Genomic DNA, 17751 nt, shown 5'->3' on the forward strand with positions numbered 1-17751 from the left:
GCCCGACGAAAACGCCGAGCTATGCTCTTTCGAGTCCTGAGATCAATTGACCGAAGCAGCAACAGGAACGATCTCTGCCTCAGCTTTTCTGGGGCATCGAAGGCTTTCCTTCGCCTCCGGCCCACAGACATGCAAGCCGGGCTCTTCATCATAGGGGATGATACCATTGATGATGCCAAGCTTGAGGGCCTCAGAAGGAAGTATGATACTTCCTCGCTCAGTTGATGTAGCGGGCATCATCGTCTCGTATGTGTCGGCGCTCACGCCCATCTCGTCGAAATAAGCTAAAATTCTCGTATATTCAGCCGTCGTGGGCCTGACGATGCCGATTGCCGAATATCCGACCATCCGCGGCGTTCCGCTCATCAGGACAAGAGTGCAGGTCGAAAGACAGTACGCACGGCCGGCAAAGACTTCGCCCTCGGTCGGTCCGCTTTTGGCGATGCTGGCTTTGCAACGCGGATCCAGCTTTGGACAATTCGGCAACTGCGTTCTGCCAATCGAGGTTTCCAGACCTGCAGCACGGATCATGCGCCCCATCACGAAAGCCGCATCCGTGTCCCCGCCATTAGATTGAAGGACGATCGGCAGCTTTCGTTCGCCGAGCGTCGTCAACATCGCCTTCAGCCGAGCCGGCGTATCCGGCATGATGTCTCCGTCCGCAGAAATCCACTGCGTGCACTCTTCCTGGCAGTTGCCATTGGACATCAGGAGGAAGTCCATCGGCTGGGTTTTCGGCAGTTTCTCGCTTGTCTCCGCGACCGCATTCTGCACGGGGGCTTGAGATACAGGCGCCTTAGCCACCACAGGGGCTTCGGCCACCGGATGGCTGTGACAGACAGCCTCGGCCACTGCATCTGGGGCGCAGAGCGGCATACCAGGCCACTCATTGTAGGACAACATGTCCGTGATGAGACCTGTTCGAAGTGCCTCTGTAGCCGGTACTATATTGATGTTGTCAGGCGTGGCGCTCATCATCAGACCGATCACATCTTCGCTGACGCCCATTTCCTTCAAATAGGCCGTCAAGGCAGCGGTAGCCTTCTTTCCAAGTTTGGTGGAACTGCTCTGCCCCGCCACCTTGCGTCCGACCTCCTTGCGGGAGATCTCCTTTTTCTTGCCGTTCACGATCTTGTATTCGATGCGATAGGAAACACGCACCTTATTATAGATGGTCGTGATCTGGTGGACGCCGATCAAGGCCCATTGCGACGAGACACGCGACACACCGCCCGCCAACGCCAGCGGACAAGCAGAAAAGCAGTATGCGCCGGACGAATAGGTGTAACCGACCGCGCTACCGTCCTTGGCAATAGCGGCTTGGCAGCGCGTATCCCCAACCGGGCAATCTTTGAGCCGCGTGCCGCCGACCGCCGTTTCCAGCCCGGCCTTGCGGATCATCCGGCCCATCGCATAGGCGGCATCGACGTCGCCGCCTTCGGAACGGAAAACGACAGGCAATTTACGGCCACCGATCTTCTTGAGTATTTTTCTCAGCCTGGCGGGCGTATCGGACGTTATACGCCCCTCCGCTGATATCCATTCCGGACAGTTTTCCTGGCAGAGAAGACTACGCACGAGGATGAAATTCATCGGAGGATGCGCTGCCTTTTTCTCCCCGGCGGCCTGCGAGGTTGCCGCGCCGATCGGCAAGGTCAAAACGAGAAAAACAAGTAATAATCGGGAAAATAGACACTTCACCAAAAAGGAAATTGCAAAGCGCACGATTAAATTGCCTCAGTTGTACTGAGCATACGCTTAGCAATTGGCTTGACTGCCAGCAAGTCGGATTTCGCCGCCTGCTACCGTCCCTATTATCTCTGTTCTCTCACCGCAATCGGCCTGAAACAGCGACCCGCTGCGGCCGCGTTCACGCAGATCACCTGCTCCAGCGCAAGGCGCTGCAGGCAGATCGGTCCTCCGCCTTTGCGCCCGTGCTAGAGAGACCCGAGTTCTCCCACGAAACTCTCCCAAGTGATTCTCTCCGCCCGGCTGCGCGAGACCGTTGTCATGCCGCCATGAAGGAACTCAACGATACCGGAACGCTATGTTTGCAAGTCGAAACTCAACCGAAGCGCGAGAGACTGTGGCTAATTTTTCACAATTCGAATGAATCGGCTTGCCTTAAGTCAATTGGGGCTAGCATCCCGCAGATTTTCTGTATTTGATAGCGGTAACATTGGGGCTGCCGGGGGCGTACAAATGTCTTACATGACTACCTCTGAAAGACAGTCATTGCTTTCCGCAGAGCTTTCGACCGCACGAACGCGCAGCCTGTTTGCGCAGGCGCTTGGCAGGGTCTCCGCAGCCTTCGGATTGTCGCATGCGACGCTGATGCATGCCCCCTCCCCGGAAGACCTCCTCCTGAAACCTCTGCTGATCGAGAGCTCGCTTCCGGCCGCCTATGTAAGGGATTTCGACCGCGCTCACATGATGCGCGGCTGCCCTTTCGGCCTAAGGCTGAGGCAGTCTGCTGTGCCGCCGGCATGGCATCTCAACGACGCCTCCAATGGCCAGGCTTTCCCCGCCGAACTTCGTGCCCTGATGCTGCGCCATGCCATACCGGCAGGCGTTGCCATGCCGACCATTGCAGCTGACGGCCAGCGCCTGGTCTTTTGGTTCTGCGGCGAGCGTGCCGCACTCGGCCAAAGCGAAATCAACGAGCTGGCAATGATCATTCTCCATGCACTTGATGCATACAATGCAGTCAAACGTAACGAGGAATGCACGCATAACGCGCTGTCAACCAGAGAACTAGAAGTTGTGCGCTGGACTGCCCAGGGCAAGACCTCGATCGAAATCGGTCAGATCCTCACACTCTCGGACCATACGGTGAATGCCTATATGACGAACGCGATCAAAAAACTTGATTGCGTCAACCGGACCCAATTGGTAGCTAAGGCAATTCGATTGAAGCTGATCAACTGAGAAATCAGAAGAGAGTCGGCACTTCGTCCCGTGATCTGGGGGAAACGTGCCTCTTCACTTCGAACAGCCCGTCATTGACAAGACAGAACAATCCCGCGCCCACATCGGCATTACCGATGCGGAAGTCGTCCAGATGCTCGCTGCCTATCGTCTTTTCGGCTTCTGGCGCATCGACATCGAGACCGGACATTTCTTTGCAAGCGAGGATGTCCACGCGATCTTCGGCCTCCCCTACAGCGACGGCCCTGTCAACCTGACAGAGCTGATGTCGCGCATCCACGAGGAGGACCGCAGCCTGATCGCCCAAACCTTCGAGGAGGCGAGCCTTCATGGCGTCGGCTTCCATTTCGTCTATCGCGTCGACAATCGCCTTGGCGGCCACAAGCTGGTGCGCAGCGTCGGCCGCTTCCGTAATGATGAAATCGGCGGCGGCATCGTCGGCATCACCTATGAATTCGTCGAGAAACTGCGCGTCGTCGGCTTCGAGGACAACACGATACCCCGCTGACTCCAGACGTTTTAGCGGTCAAGCACCGAGCGGATCTCGACGAGGTTCGAGCGCACCCTCAGAATATAGAAGCCCATCGTGGCGAGATGGCTCGGCATGATCCAGCCATCCTCGCGCCCGTTCGAGATGATCGCCGGCTGGATGCGCAGTGCGGCCTGGAACTGCCGCGTCGTGCTGCCCCAGATCGCGCCGAGATTGCGTTCCTGCACCACCTGCGAGAAATCCGCCTGGGCGGCCGCCATGATCGCGTAATAGCCGTAGAGCTGGCCATAGGCGAACCAGAACCGGTCGTCGGCGCGTGTATCGAACCAGCCGCGATTGTGATTTTCCGAGCGCTCGGCGAGCATGTCGGAGGTGCCGCCGAGATCGTTGGCGATACGGTCGATGAACTGCACAAGATTGTCGGCGCGGCCGTCGAAGGTGGCGTTGCAGGCGGCAAGATCGGTGTTGAACTTGCGCAGCTTTTCGATCGCCGTGCGATAATAGGAGGGCGTCGGCGTCTTCGGCCCGAACGGATTGAGCCCGAAATACCAGCTGTATTCGTCAAACTGCAGGTTGCCACGCGCGCTCTGCAGGTCGTTATTGATGCCCGATGTGCCGCGCACGCGCCCGAGCGTGTCGACGAGTTCCACCGAGGTGCGCCGCACTGCCTGGTTGACGCCACGCTGGAACGACGCCTTGTTGTCGAAAAACGGCGTATGGTCCCAGTCGATGCCGAAGAAGCCCGCCTTGTAGAGCACCATGGAGGAAATCCATGCGTTCTGGTTGACGTTAAAATCGGTCAGGTCGGCCGCGACGTCGACGATCGCCGAGCGCTGGCAGGTCTTCGGCGCCGTGGCAGCAGCCCCCTCGGCGACCGGCACATCCTGCCCGGCTGCAACCTTGCGCTCCGAAAGCCGATATTGGTCGACGAATGCGGGATTGAAATTCGTCCAGGCCTGCGTCTGCCAGAAGAAATAGCCGTAGAGCCCGACGAGCAGCACCACGAGCGCGATCACAGGCAGCCGGATCATCCAGCTCCGGCGCTGATACCAGCCGTGCGCAGCAAGAAAGGGCCAGAAAGCCCAGGCGGAAAACAGGCGGGCCCAACGGCCGATCGTCTGGCCGATCAGCTTGAAAAAACCGGCTATCCGGTCAAGCATCGTCGTCTCCTGTCAGGCGAGGCGAACATCGGGACATTGCCGCCCCGCTGCATCCCACATATGCGCTCGATGGGCCGAGCACAACACGAACCCTTCGATTTTCCGGAATGAAAGCATTGGGAGAGGGGTATTGCCCGCGCCCTGCTGGTCAGGAGCGCAAGAAAGGCCGGCTGAAACGGAAGGACCTGCGCGCCGTATCGATCAGAGGCGCTCCCGATGTTTCCGGCGGCGGATCGGCATAGGCCGGGAACCTTCTGGCGAATTCGAGATCGGCGCGGCTCTTGCGCCGCTCCAGATCCTGGGCGACCAGCATGCCCTTCTCGAACAGCCTGATCGGCGCAGCGATATCGGGAAATAGCTCCGGCTTGATCCTCACCTTCATACCCGGCCGGTCGGTATCGACCTGCGCCTGGTAGATGATCAGCCGCTCCTCCACGTCGATCAACAGCTTGCGCAGCAGCGCGTTGCGGGCGGCGATCCGGCCGTTCAGCGAATCGACAAAGGTCTGGAACAGGCCGATGAAGCGCTCACGCCGCTGGCTGTCGTCGCGCATCTCGTGCTCCCCGGCGGAAATCCGCTCGGCCTCCGCCTTCAGCGCCCGCCGCTCCGCCTCCATCTGCTCCCAATGCGCCCTGTTGCCATAGACGCCGATACGGCCCTGCGTCGTCAGCGCCTTGGCATTGAGCTCCTTCATCTTGAGGCGGGCGATATCGATGGAAACGACCAGCCGGCGCCGCTGCTCGACGATATCGACAAGGCTGAGTTCAGCCGCCTTGTGCCGTTCGGTAAGCGCGGCGCGCTGGCTGGCAATCAGCCTGGCGAGCGCGTCCGATTTCGTCAAAAGATCGAGCAGCCGCTCGATGACGGGCGCCTCGCGCACGCGTTCGGTATACATGCGCCACATCCGCTGGCGCGACACCCAGCCGGCCATCTTCTCACGCAGCGTCAGCCCCCGGAAACTGTCGAGATCGGCAGAAACCTCGGCCGTCAGCCGGTCGAGGGAAACGACCAGCTCGGCCAGTTGGGCGTCGAGCGCCGCAGCATCGGCGATATGGGCCTGGAAGCGGGCATTCTGCTCGAGGAAGACCTCGTCGGCCGATCGTGTTTCGTCGCCGCTGAAGGCGCCGATCGCAGCCACGCAATAGGCCCCCTCGGCCGCAATCCTCTCGGCAAGGCTGCCTGTGGCTTCATACTGGCTGTCGAATGGCAGGGGTTTGCGCACCTGATCTCTCCAGGGAATCTCCTGACCCAAGCTAGTCGCTTGCGGCGCCAAAGAAAACAGGCGGTGTCGCCGGCTTCAGACTGGCTCGGCGATCCAGGCACCGTTCATAGCATCGTCCCAATGCTTGCGGCAAAGTGAGACATATTTCTCGTTGCCGCCGACATCGATCTGGGCGCCTTCGTGCAGCACTTTTCCTTCCGCGTCGAGCCGCACAACCATCGTCGCCTTGCGCCCGCAATGGCAGATCGTGCGCACCTCGCGCATTTCATCGGCGATCGCCAGCAGTTCCTGCGAGGCCGGAAACAGCTTGCCCTGGAAATCGGTTCTCAGCCCGTAGACCATCACAGGGATTCCGAGCCTGTCGACGACGCGGGCAAGCTGCCAGACATGGACAGGCGTCATGAAATGCGCCTCGTCGACGAAGATGCAGGAAATCGGTGCTCCTTCGCCGCTCAGCGTTGCAACCAACCGGAATAGATCCTCATGCGGTTCGAAGGGAATGGCGCTCGCCTCCAAGCCGATCCGCGAGCCGATGACGCCTCGGCCCGCGCGCTCGTCGAAAGCAGCGATCAGCTGTACCGTGCGCATGCCGCGCTCCTGATAATTATAGGAGGCTTGCAGCAGCATCGTCGACTTGCCGGCGTTCATCGTCGAGTAGTTGAAATAGAGTTTTGCCATCCGATTTCTCCTTAATCGGCTTATTGAAAGCTTGGAATGGCAAAGAAAAGCCCTGAGGGAGCGATAATCACAGGAATCCAGCTCGAAAACCACTGAAAGCCCCGAAAACAAGGCTTTGCGAAAAAATCCGCGGACGTCGCAATCGCATGGGTCGATACGGCGCAAACGCACTGAGGTCGCTTGTCAAACTCGGTTATTGATGGTTGGCTTGGGAACTTAAAGACTGGGAGTCTAAAATGAAAACAACAAGCACGTTCAAACTCGTTACCGCAACTGCCGTCGCCGCCCTCTCCGTTGCGACCGCTGCCTTCGCCGCCGATCCCGACAGCTGCTCCACCGTTCATTTCTCGGACGTCGGCTGGACGGATATAACCGCCACCACCGCCACCGCATCCGTTGTCCTGAAGAGCATCGGCTATCAGACCGACATCAAGGTTCTCTCGGTGCCGGTCACCTACACCTCGCTGAAGAACAAGGACATAGACATCTTCCTCGGCAACTGGATGCCGACACAGGAAAAGGACGTCCGGCCGTATCTCGACGACAAGTCGGTCGAATCCTTCGGCCCCAACCTGGTCGGCGCCAAGTATACGCTCGCCACCAACGCCAAGGGTGCGGAACTCGGCATCAAGGACTTCAAGGACATCGCCGCTCATAAGGACGATCTGGACGGCAAGATCTATGGCATTGAGCCTGGCAATGACGGCAACCGCCTCGTCATGGACATGATCGAAAAGAACACCTTTGGCCTGAAGGATCTGGAAGTCGTCGAATCCTCCGAACAGGGCATGCTCGCCCAGGTCGCCCGTGCCGACAAAGCGGGCAAGCCCGTCGTCTTCCTCGGCTGGGAACCCCATCCGATGAACACCAACTTCAAGCTGACCTACCTCACCGGCGGCGACGATATCTTCGGTCCGGATTTCGGCGGCGCCAAGGTCTTCACCAATGTCCGCGCCGGTTATCTCGACGAATGCCCGAATGTCGGCACGATGCTGAAGAACCTGACGTTCTCCCTCGACATGGAGAACCACATTATGGGCAAAATCCTGAACGACGGCAAAGAGCCGGAAGCTGCAGCTTCCGAATGGCTGAAGGCGAACCCCGCAGCGATCGAGCCCTGGCTCGCGGGCGTCAAGACCCGCGACGGCAAGGGCGACGCTCTCGCCGCCGCCAAGACCGGCCTCGGCCTCTGATGATACGAACGGGGCGGCTCGCCGCCCCGCTTCATTTTTGTCCGATTGTTGTTTTTCTGGATGGGCGCGCCCTTGAATTGGATCACCGAATTTAAGATTCCCGTTGGCCCCTGGGCCAAATCCTTCGTGGACTGGCTGACCTCGAACGGCGAATGGTTCTTCAACCAGATCGCCTTCCTGCTGTCGAGCGCCATAGACGGCCTGCTTTTCGTGCTGCAGAAGCCCCATCCGTTGATCGTCATTGCTGCCATCACCGCCATCGCCTTTTGGCTGCGCCGGTCGATCGCAGTCGCCGTCTTTACCTGTCTCGGGCTGCTGCTGATCGTGAACCAGGACTATTGGAAGGAAACGACGGAGACGCTCGCCCTCGTGCTCGCCGCCACCTTCGTCTGTATGGTGATCGGCATTCCGCTCGGCATTGCCGCCGCCCGCCGCCCTTGGGTCTATGCTGCCATGCGCCCGGTACTCGATCTCATGCAGACCATACCGACGTTCGTCTATCTGATCCCGGCGCTCATCCTGTTCGGCCTCGGTATGGTGCCGGGCCTGATCGCCACCGTCATCTTCGCAATCCCCGCTCCGATCCGGCTGACGCGCCTCGGCATCATCTCGACGCCGCCGTCCCTCGTCGAAGCCGCCGTCGCTTTCGGCGCGACGCCGATACAGGTGTTGCGCAAGATCGAGCTTCCCTACGCCACGCCGCAGATCATGGCGGGTCTCACCCAGACCATCATGCTATCGCTGTCGATGGTCGTCATCGCCGCGCTTGTCGGCGCTCCCGGGCTTGGCGTGCCCGTCGTCCGCGCGCTGAACACCGTCAATATCGCCAAGGGCTTCGAGGCGGGCTTCTGCATCGTCATCCTGGCAATCATTCTCGACCGGATGTTCCGCACGGCGGGTGAAGGAGGCGGTGCATGACCGCGGTAAGCTTTAACAATGTGAGCATCGTCTTCGGCGATCGGCCGGAAACCGCACTTGCCATGGTCGATCAGGGCAAATCGCGCGACGAAATCGGCGCCGCGACCGGCTTGGTGCTCGGCGTCGCGGATGCCTCGCTGACAATCGAGGAAGGCGAGATCCTGGTGCTGATGGGCCTTTCCGGCTCCGGCAAGTCGACGCTGCTGCGCGCCGTCAACGGGCTCGCTCCCGTAGTGCGTGGCGATGTCGCCGTCTCCACGACCACCGGCCCCGTCAACCCTTACAGATGCAATGCCAAGGCGCTGCGAGATCTGCGCACCCACACCGTCTCCATGGTGTTCCAGCAGTTCGCCCTCCTGCCCTGGCGCACCGTCGCCGACAATGTCGGTTTCGGCCTAGAGCTCGCCGGCATGCCGGAGGCCGAACGCAAGCTCCGCGTCGGCGAGCAGCTTGAACTGGTCAACCTGACGAAATGGGCAGGCCGCAAGGTCAACGAGCTTTCGGGCGGCATGCAGCAGCGTGTCGGCCTTGCCCGCGCCTTTGCCACCGGCGCCCCCATCCTGCTCATGGACGAGCCGTTCTCGGCGCTCGACCCATTGATCCGCACCCGTTTGCAGGACGAGCTCCTGGAGTTCCAGCGGCGGCTAAAGAAGACCATCCTCTTCGTCAGCCACGATCTCGACGAGGCCTTCCGCATCGGCAATCGCATCGCCATCATGGAGAGCGGCCGCATCATCCAGTGTGGGACGCCGCACGACATCGTCAAGAACCCCGCAGACCAGTATGTCGCCGACTTCGTGCAGAACCTCAATCCGATCAACATGCTGACGGCCGCCGACGTCATGCAGCCAGGCCTCGGCCAGACTGCCGCCGGCATGAGCGTCAGCGCCACGGCCCGCGCCGCGACCCCGCTCATCGATATCCTCGATGCCCTTGCCCGCCAGCCGGGCAGTATCGGCATCGTCGAGAACGGCGCGATCGTCGGTACCATCTCGGCTCAGGATATCGTTGCCGGCCTCACCCGCCATCGCCGCAAGCAGGAAGCTTGATGTTTTCCATCCGCTTTGTCACAAAGCGGATATGAAAGATCAGCCCTCGCCCTTACGCGAAACCGACGACGATGCCCGCAAGCTTGCCCGCGTGCTTCTGCGCTCCGCACGATACGCGGCGATTGCCGTTCTCGACCCTGAGACCGGCTTCCCCTTCGCCAGCCGCGTGCTCGTCGCCACCGATATCGACGGCACCCCCGTCATCCTGGTTTCGCAGCTGTCGGCCCATACCAGGGCGCTCACTGGCGACCCGCGCGCCTCGCTCCTGACTGGCGAGCCCGGCAAGGGCGATCCCCTCGCCTATGCTCGTCTGACGACCCAGTGCGTGGCAGAACCCGTCGAGCGCAGCAATGCATTCTACGAGCGTATCCGCACGCGTTTTCTTGCTCGCCACACCAAGGCGAAGCTTTATATCGACTTTCCTGATTTCGTGTTCTTCCGTCTCAAGCCTGAACAGGCCAACCTCAATGGCGGCTTCGGCCGCGCCTACCAGCTGGATGGGAACGATCTCGTAATCCAGTCGGCCGCGAATGAGGCGATTGCCGTCGGGGCAGCAGAAGCAGTGCGAGATTTAGTAGAACGCCACCCCGACGTCGAGGAAAGCCTCGCTATCAGGCTAAAGGCGCCGGAATCCGGCTCTTGGCGCATTTGTGGTATCGATTCCTCAGGTTTCGACATGATTTCCGGCGATTTGCTGCTGCGATACGAGTTCGAAACCCTCGCTGTGGATACCGATCACATTTGTTCAAACATGTCTAAAATAGCATACTCGATACCTTAAATTTAGGTATATACAATCTTCGAGCCCAGTTGCTAGTTTTTGGTGTCAGTCAAAATCCCGGCTGGCGGCCTGCGCCAACACGCTTGATGTACGTTTTGCATTAGGAAGATAACATATGGAAACCTCTGATTTGGCCGATCACACGAACGTGGCGGCAGCTTTATTGTCGGCCATGGCAAACCCGAAGAGATTGCTGATCCTGTGTAGCCTCGTGAAGGGCGAAGTGGCCGTCGGCGTGCTTGCGACGCAGGTCGGGCTCAGCCAGTCGGCTCTCTCTCAGCACCTGTCGAAGCTGCGCGCTCAAAAGCTGGTCAAGACCCGCCGGGACGCACAAACCATCTATTATTCGAGCACCTCGGAGCCGGTCATGAAGATCCTGGCAACGCTCGAAGACATCTACCTGGTGCAGAACCGGAACAGATCCGCCGCCTGATGATAGCGCTGACATGAATGTCGGCCGATGCCGTGCTGCAAGGGAATGTTCCCGGAGGCCTGGCAACGATGTTTCAGCACGTGAACCTTATGGCACGACCGGCAAATTTGCGATTTGCCGGTCGTGCCTTTGAAAGCCTGGCCTTTCTGCTCCTTTCGCCGCAGGGAAGGAATTGCAGCCCGACCGCGCTGAAGCGCTCGCCCCGTGATCGATCGAAGCTGCTTGAGCCTCCTGTCAGGGGAGCTTTCGGGACTTTTCCCGTTGACGCCTTGGGAAGCCCTGATAATTTGACCGGGCAGTAAAAATTTGGGCGTACAGCCCCCGGGAAAGGGCCGTCAGCGGCCAGGAGAACAGCATGTCCAATCGCCTCAATGCACCGAACGATCTTCGCGCCTTCTGGATGCCGTTTACGGCGAACCGCCAGTTCAAGAAGGAGCCGCGTTTGTTCGTCGGCGCCAAGGACATGTACTACACCACCCATGACGGCCGTCAGGTGCTGGACGGCACGGCTGGCCTCTGGTGCGTCAATGCCGGCCACTGCCGGCCGAAGATCACCGAGGCGATCCGCGAGCAGGCCGGCGAGCTCGATTACGCGCCGGCCTTCCAGCTCGGCCATCCCAAGGCCTTCGAACTGGCAAACCGCCTGGTCGACATTGCTCCGGAAGGCCTGAACCACGTTCTCTATACCAATTCCGGTTCCGAATCCGTCGAGACCGCGCTCAAGGTGGCGCTCGCCTATCACCACGTGAAGGGCAATGGATCCCGCTTCCGTCTGATCGGCCGCGAGCGCGGCTATCACGGCGTCAATTTCGGCGGCATCTCCGTCGGCGGCATCGTCACCAATCGCAAGATGTTCGGCACGCTTCTGACCGGCGTCGATCACATGCCGCACACCCACCAGCCCGGCAAGAACAACTTCACCCGCGGCGAGCCCGAGCATGGCGGCGACATCGCCACCGAGCTCGAGCGTATCGTCACCCTGCATGACGCCTCCACTGTCGCAGCCGTCATCGTCGAGCCGGTGGCGGGGTCCACCGGCGTCTTGATCCCGCCGAAGGGCTACCTGCAGAAGCTGCGCGAGATCTGCACCAAACACGGCATCCTTCTGATCTTCGACGAGGTCATTACCGGCTTCGGCCGCCTCGGCGCCCCCTTTGCCGCGCAATATTACGACGTCAAGCCTGACATGATCACTGCCGCCAAGGGATTGACCAACGGCGTCATCCCGATGGGCGCCGTCTTCGTCACCTCCGAGATTCATGATGCCTTCATGAACGGTCCGGAGCACATGATCGAGTTCTTCCACGGCTACACCTATTCCGGCAACCCGATCGCCTCCGCCGCGGCCCTCGCCACGCTCGACACCTACAAAGAGGAGGGCCTGCTGACACGCGCCGCCGAGCTTTCCGACTATTGGGCCGACGCGCTGCATTCGCTGAAGGACTGCCCCAATGTCATCGACATCAGGAACACCGGCCTGATCGGCGCGATCGAACTCGACCCGATCGCCGGCGAGCCCACCAAGCGCGCCTTCACCGCTTTCCTGAAAGCTTACGAAAGCGGCCTGCTGATCCGCACCACCGGCGATATCATCGCGCTCTCCCCGCCGCTGATCATCGAGAAGCACCACATCGACGAGCTCTTCGGCAAGCTGCGGACAATCCTGCAGAACAACGTCTGAGAAAGCTCTGAGGCTTCGCAGCCCACGGCCCGCGGCGGACGAAATCCTCGCGGGCTTTTCGTTTCTGAAGACGAGCGAGCTTAGCTCTTATGAGCCAATCAAAAGAGGCTTCTTATCGTTGCCCTTTTTCATAAGGACGCCAGTATCGGGACCAAACATCAGGTAGAGCGGGAGGATGCTTGCTCCGAGCGCAGACCCCCGTGCGCCTAATGCTCCGGCGGTTATGGTGGGCGCGATCAATCCGGGTGGAACCATCTCGGAGAAACATTGCCGGACGCGAGCCACGGTTTCCATGAGCAATGGTGCGGGAAGAAGCCCGTCGATGACGACAGCTTCGACATCCACGACGGCAATGCTTCCTATGATTGCCTGAGCAAGAGCATCCGCGCAGTCATCCTGCCACTCCGAGACCAGGGTCCGCGCGGTCGCCGGCATCGGGTCGAGATCCCGGACACGTTTTATGTCTATCCCGTTTGTTCTGAGATGATGGACCAGCGTGTAGATCGACGCTCGATGCAGCAGGACTTCGAATTTTCCTGTCGGCTTTGGAACGGAGCTCAAAGTTGAATGCGTGACCGGGAAAGGACCGAAGGCGGCCGTATTGCCGTTCGGACCGGTCTGCAATGTTCCGTCGAGAACGAGCCCTCCGCCGACGAAGGTGCTGAGCGAAATATGCAGGAAATCAGAAAATTTCTTCCCCAACCCGTACACCAGTTCCGCGACGGCAGCCGCTGACGCGTCGTTCTCGATCATGACAGGAAGATTGTGCGTGTCTGAGAAATGGGCCTTCAGGTCGAAGGACCGCCAGGCGAGCTGGACATCACCGGGAAAGCCGAGTTCCTCGTCCCATCCGCCGATGAAGTAAGGGGCTGATATCCCGATGCCGATCAGGCGCGAACTCTCAACGCTGCCGAGCTGGGATCTGAACCGCCCGATCGCCCCGCCACCGAGGCGCCTTATGCTCTCCGGATCCGGATGGTCGTAGTCGTGGGTCTCAAACGCGCAAGTTTGTCCCGCAAAATCGATCAGGATGGCATCCATGGCTCTGCGGCCGATATGAAAGCCGATCGAATAGGCCCCGCTGCTGGCAAGTCCGTACATGGCAGACGGCTGGCCCTTGCCGCCGAAACGCTTGCCGTTTTCGACCAGGTAGCCGCCAGCGACAAGAGCCTCGACTATCGCCGCAACAGCTGGTGGCGTCAGATGTGCGAACCTCGCGATCTCCGCCTTCGACGCCTGGCCGAAACGCCGCACGGCATCCAGAACAACGCGCTCGTTGTAATGACGGAGCTGGACGGAATTGCTGCCTTTTCCTGCCATCCGATTCCACCGTTGAAAACCCATAGTCAAAAGCACTTTGCTTTAAGCTTATGCCGGTGCGCCACACCTAGCGCGACCGCTGAATGAACGCAACTCGTTGCGCAGGAAGCAAAAAGTGTCTCCCCAGATAATCATTAAAACGAGGCTTGACGACATTCAAGCATTATTATAGTAAACTGCTTTAATAAATACCCGATGGCAGTTGGGCGAGAGATACGCTCTTGGGTTTGAGGAGGCACCAGACAGATGACGTGCTGTGCAGGGTTAGCGATTCCGGTTAGTTCGGATGCTCGGGATGCTTGATATTTCAAGCCGGCAAACGGCCGCGCCAACGATGGAGACCGGCCAGGTCGTTGCGTCGCTCGACAGCGTCACGAAGGTTTTTGGCGGCACCGTCGCCGTAGCAGATGTATCCATTCAACTGCGTGCAGGCGAAGTGCTTGCACTGCTTGGGGAGAATGGTGCGGGCAAAAGCACCTGCGTCAAGCTGCTCGCCGGCGTGCATCGCCCAGATGGCGGCCAGGTCTCTATTCTGGGCAAGGCCGTCACATTTGCGTCGCCGCTCGAAGCACAGCATGCCGGCGTCGCGGTGATGCATCAGCATCCCGGTCTCTTTCCCGATCTCAGCATCGCCGAAAATCTCTTCATCGGGCAGACCGGGTTGCGCTGGAAACTGGACCACCTGTTTATGCGCAAGGAAGCCGCGCGCCTCCTGACGCTCGTCGGCCTCGATGTGGATGTCACGGCGCCTTTGGGTCGGCTGCGGACGTCCGAGCAACAACTGGTCGAAATTGCCCGTGCGCTTTCGCTCGACGCGCGCGTTCTGATCATGGACGAACCGACCGCAGCCTTGTCGCAAAGAGAGGTGGAGCGGCTGTTTACGGTCGTCGACAATCTCCGGCTCCAAGGGGTGGCGATGATGTTCGTCGGCCACCGTATGGACGAGATTTATCGCGTCGCCGATCGTATCGCCGTCCTGCGCGACGGGCGACATGTCGGAACGGAAGTCGCGGCTGATCTGTCGCGAGAACGTGCCGTTCAAATGATGGTCGGGCGTCCCCTGGATGGGCTCTATCCTCGCAACACTGCCTCCCCCGGCGACGTGGTTCTAGATGTCCAGGGACTGTCCTGCGACGGCTCGTTCAAGGACGTATCGTTTCAGTTGAGAGCGGGCGAGATCCTGGGGTTCGGCGGATTGGTCGGCAGCGGCCGTACCGAGATCGCCCGGGTGCTGTTCGGGATCGATCAGCCGACTGCCGGAACGATTACCATCGATGGCAAGGTAATGCGCTTCGCCTCTCCGAAAGATGCAATGGACAATGGCATCGCTTATGTTTCCGAAGACCGGATCGGGCAGAGCCTGGTCATGGACTTCCCTATTCTGAACAACGCGTCGTTGACCGTGCTCGACAAGGCGACCCGCGGCGGGTTGATGTCGCGGGAGAAGGAAATCGGCATTGCAAAGCCGTTTCTCGACCGTCTTCGGCTGCGGTTCAAATCCTTTGATCAGCCGGTCGGCGCGCTGTCCGGCGGCAACCAGCAAAAAGTCGTTCTGGCAAAATGGCTGGCGACCAATCCCCGCATCCTTATCCTCGACGAGCCGACACAAGGCATCGACGTTCAGACCAAGGCCGATGTGCATGCGATGATGACCGATCTCGCCGGCAAAGGCATGGCGATCATCCTGATCTCATCCGAGCTGCCGGAGCTTCTTGGCATGGCCGACCGGATGATCGTGCTGAGGGAAGGCTCGGTCACGGCTGAATTCCCCCACGACGAGGCCACGCAGGAAAAGGTAATCGGCGCTGCGACCGATTCGATCGTCAGAAAGGTGGACGGCGAGATCATTGCCAAGCCGGTCCCGCATCAAGACGAAAAATCTGAGATCCCGGAAAGAGCGGCGCAGGGCACGTGGCGGCGGGTTCTGGCCCGCCGGGAATTGGGGCTGTTTGCGGCCATTGCGGCTGTCGTCATTCCAATTTCCATATTGAACATACGCATGCTGAGCGGCGCAAATCTATCTGCCCTCGCAATGGATGCCGGCCTGCTGATGATCGTCGCCGTCGCCCAGATGCTTGTTGTGATCACCCGCAGCATCGATCTTTCCGTGGCCGCGATCATTGGTCTTGCAGCCTATGGAGCGGCCTCGACGATCCATCTGCATCCCGAGATCGGCGTCATGGGTGGTGTCGCCCTGGCTTGTGTGATCGGGCTCGCCGCAGGCTTCCTGAATGGGCTCATCGTCACCTACGGCCGCGTGCCGGCCATCGTCGTCACGCTTGGCACCATGTCCATCTTTCGGGGCATCAACAGCCTTTGGGCAGGTGGAACGCAGGTGAGCGCCGACCAGGTACCGCAGGCCTGGCTGGATATGACGGCGGCCAATATTTTCGGGGTTCCGGCGGTCCTCCTGATCGCCATCGCCACATTGCTCGTCGTTGCCTATATCCTCCGCAACACCTCGATCGGCAGGGAACTGTTTGCCATCGGTTCCAATCCAGGCGGAGCGAGCCTCATCGGCATTCCCTCGCGGGCGCGCATCCTGATGGCGTTTTCGGCAGCCGGGCTTCTGGCCGGGTTCGACGGTGCGCTCTGGGCTTCGCGCTATGCCACGGTCGATGCACGCGTTGCCTACGGTTTCGAGCTGACCGTGATTGCGGCTGTCGTCGTCGGGGGCATTGCCGTCCGCGGCGGCTCCGGCACCGTGCTCGGCGTCGCCGCCGGCGCCCTGATGCTGCTGATCATCAACAATGGGCTGACACTTGTGCGTGTCGATCCTCTATGGCTGCAAGGGGTCTATGGCCTCGTCATTCTTGCCGCCATCGGCATCGACTCGCTCGTCGCCCGCCGCGCCGCCGGCAAGCGCAAGGGAGCACATTGATGAACGCAAATTCCGAGCGTAATCCCGACTTCGTCACCCGCTTTGCCAACTGGGACAATTTCCTGGCGGCGCTGACGATCGCCGTCGTCGCCTACGCTCTCTTGGGCGTGCCGAACTTCGCTTCCGTCTTCAACATCTCGCAGGCTGTCGCCGGCATTTCGGAGCGGGCGCTCATCGTGTTGCCGATGGTCCTGCTGATCATTGCGCGCGAAATCGACCTGTCCGTCGGCAGCATATTGGCGCTGACCAGCGTGATCTTCGGACTGCTCATCCAGCAGGGCGCGCCACTCCTTCTGGCCATTCCGGTAACGCTTGTCGCCGGCGGAATTTGCGGCGGCTTCAACGGCCTGCTGGTCACGAAACTCGGTCTTCCCTCTCTCGTCGTGACGCTCGGAACCATGGCTCTGTTTCGCGGCATTGCCTATATTCTGCTCGGCTCGGACTCGATCAACGACTTTCCCGACAGCTTCCTCGACTTCGGTATCGATACTGTCGGCACATCGCCGGTGCCGCAGACCATCCTTCCCTTTCTGCTGCTTGCCCCGGTTTTCGCCATAGCGCTTCAAAAGATGCCGCTCGGCCGGCGCATCTATGCAATCGGCGGCAGCCCTGATGCTGCGCGTTATTCCGGCATTCGTCTCGCCCGAACGGTGTTCGGCCTGTTCGTCACCTCAGGTGCGGTGTGTGCGGCGGCTGGTATGGTCTATGCGGCGCGGCTGGCAAATGCCCGCGCCAACAATGCAGTCGGCATCGAACTCGACGTCATCACCATCGCGCTTCTGGGCGGGATCAGCGTCTTCGGCGGGCGTGGCCGGCTGACCGGCGTGCTGTGGGCATTGTTGCTGGTCGCCACCATTCGCAACGTCCTTGGTCTGCTTCAGATTGGCGGCGACGCGCAGGGAACGGTCATCGGCCTCCTGCTGATCGTTTCGCTGCTGGCCAGCAATGCGGCGGAGCGCGTCTTCGCCAGCGTTCGAACCCGATATTTCAAAGTCAAAACAGGCAAGTAGTTCCGGG

At 60.2% G+C, this 17751-nt stretch carries 16 protein-coding genes; 11 read left to right on the forward strand and 5 right to left on the reverse strand.

Annotated features, from left to right (window positions below; genetic code table 11):
• Positions 1–42 precede the first annotated feature (42 nt).
• Positions 43–1725 (reverse strand): COG3904 family protein, encoded by a 1683-nt coding sequence (locus tag RLCC275e_RS15830; RefSeq protein ID WP_033180145.1) that lies wholly within the window; start codon positions 1723–1725, stop codon positions 43–45.
• A 477-nt stretch (positions 1726–2202) separates the two neighbouring features.
• Here RLCC275e_RS15830 and RLCC275e_RS15835 point away from each other — a divergent pair, with 477 nt between their 5' ends.
• Both RLCC275e_RS15835 and RLCC275e_RS15840 read left to right on the forward strand, forming a co-directional pair.
• Positions 2203–2928 (forward strand): helix-turn-helix transcriptional regulator, encoded by a 726-nt coding sequence (locus RLCC275e_RS15835; protein ID WP_033180144.1) that lies wholly within the window; start codon positions 2203–2205, stop codon positions 2926–2928.
• A gap of 46 nt (positions 2929–2974) precedes the next feature.
• On the forward strand, positions 2975–3436 hold the full coding sequence (locus tag RLCC275e_RS15840) for a PAS domain-containing protein (protein WP_033180143.1): 462 nt from the start codon (positions 2975–2977) through the stop codon (positions 3434–3436).
• Between the two features lie 11 nt (positions 3437–3447).
• On the opposite strand, the gene RLCC275e_RS15845 is transcribed toward RLCC275e_RS15840, so the two are convergent.
• From RLCC275e_RS15845 to RLCC275e_RS15855, 3 genes are all read right to left on the reverse strand, one after another.
• Positions 3448–4578 (reverse strand): DUF2333 family protein, encoded by a 1131-nt coding sequence (locus RLCC275e_RS15845; protein ID WP_033180142.1) that lies wholly within the window; start codon positions 4576–4578, stop codon positions 3448–3450.
• A gap of 148 nt (positions 4579–4726) precedes the next feature.
• Complete coding sequence (locus RLCC275e_RS15850; protein WP_033180141.1) at positions 4727–5800, reverse strand: hypothetical protein; 1074 nt, start codon at positions 5798–5800, stop codon at positions 4727–4729.
• Positions 5801–5875: 75 nt separating this feature from the next.
• Positions 5876–6478: a thymidine kinase gene (locus RLCC275e_RS15855; RefSeq protein ID WP_033180140.1), complete on the reverse strand. Its 603-nt coding sequence runs from the start codon at positions 6476–6478 to the stop codon at positions 5876–5878.
• 236 nt (positions 6479–6714) lie between these two features.
• Here RLCC275e_RS15855 and RLCC275e_RS15860 point away from each other — a divergent pair, with 236 nt between their 5' ends.
• From RLCC275e_RS15860 to aptA, 6 genes are all read left to right on the forward strand, one after another.
• Positions 6715–7671: a choline ABC transporter substrate-binding protein gene (locus RLCC275e_RS15860; protein WP_033180139.1), complete on the forward strand. Its 957-nt coding sequence runs from the start codon at positions 6715–6717 to the stop codon at positions 7669–7671.
• Positions 7672–7743: 72 nt separating this feature from the next.
• The gene (gene choW / locus RLCC275e_RS15865; RefSeq protein WP_033180662.1) at positions 7744–8589 is read left to right on the forward strand and encodes a choline ABC transporter permease subunit; all 846 of its coding nucleotides are present in this window, start codon (positions 7744–7746) and stop codon (positions 8587–8589) included.
• Positions 8586–9638 (forward strand): choline ABC transporter ATP-binding protein, encoded by a 1053-nt coding sequence (gene choV / locus RLCC275e_RS15870; protein ID WP_003561412.1) that lies wholly within the window; start codon positions 8586–8588, stop codon positions 9636–9638. The genes choW and choV overlap by 4 nt, the downstream gene beginning before the upstream one ends.
• 31 nt (positions 9639–9669) lie before the next feature.
• Entirely contained in the window at positions 9670–10419 is a 750-nt protein-coding gene (locus RLCC275e_RS15875) for a HugZ family pyridoxamine 5'-phosphate oxidase (protein ID WP_033180661.1), read from the forward strand.
• 115 nt (positions 10420–10534) lie between these two features.
• Positions 10535–10852, forward strand: coding sequence for an ArsR/SmtB family transcription factor (locus RLCC275e_RS15880; RefSeq protein WP_003561417.1), 318 nt, complete (start codon positions 10535–10537; stop codon positions 10850–10852).
• 355 nt (positions 10853–11207) lie between these two features.
• Positions 11208–12533, forward strand: a complete 1326-nt coding sequence (aptA, locus tag RLCC275e_RS15885) for an omega-aminotransferase AptA (protein WP_033180138.1) — start codon at positions 11208–11210, stop codon at positions 12531–12533.
• Between the two features lie 87 nt (positions 12534–12620).
• Here the strand turns inward: aptA and RLCC275e_RS15890 are convergent, their stop codons facing one another.
• Positions 12621–13574, reverse strand: a complete 954-nt coding sequence (locus RLCC275e_RS15890; protein WP_245485042.1) for an ROK family protein — start codon at positions 13572–13574, stop codon at positions 12621–12623.
• Positions 13575–13589: 15 nt separating this feature from the next.
• On the opposite strand from RLCC275e_RS15890, the gene RLCC275e_RS34295 reads away from it, so the two are divergent.
• The 3 genes from RLCC275e_RS34295 to RLCC275e_RS15900 all read left to right on the forward strand — a co-directional run bounded on the left by RLCC275e_RS34295 (position 13590) and on the right by RLCC275e_RS15900 (position 17744).
• On the forward strand, positions 13590–13940 hold the full coding sequence (locus tag RLCC275e_RS34295; RefSeq protein WP_245485044.1) for a hypothetical protein: 351 nt from the start codon (positions 13590–13592) through the stop codon (positions 13938–13940).
• Positions 13941–14148: 208 nt separating this feature from the next.
• Positions 14149–16734 carry an ATP-binding cassette domain-containing protein gene (locus tag RLCC275e_RS15895; RefSeq protein ID WP_050516793.1) on the forward strand — a complete coding sequence of 862 codons (2586 nt, stop codon included), beginning with the start codon at positions 14149–14151 and terminating at the stop codon, positions 16732–16734.
• Positions 16734–17744 (forward strand): ABC transporter permease, encoded by a 1011-nt coding sequence (locus RLCC275e_RS15900; protein WP_130707835.1) that lies wholly within the window; start codon positions 16734–16736, stop codon positions 17742–17744. Before RLCC275e_RS15895 ends, RLCC275e_RS15900 begins: the two co-directional genes overlap by 1 nt.
• The last annotated feature ends 7 nt before the right edge of the window (positions 17745–17751 follow it).

The organism is Rhizobium brockwellii (genome assembly GCF_000769405.2).
Classification (GTDB): Bacteria; Pseudomonadota; Alphaproteobacteria; order Rhizobiales; family Rhizobiaceae; genus Rhizobium; species Rhizobium brockwellii.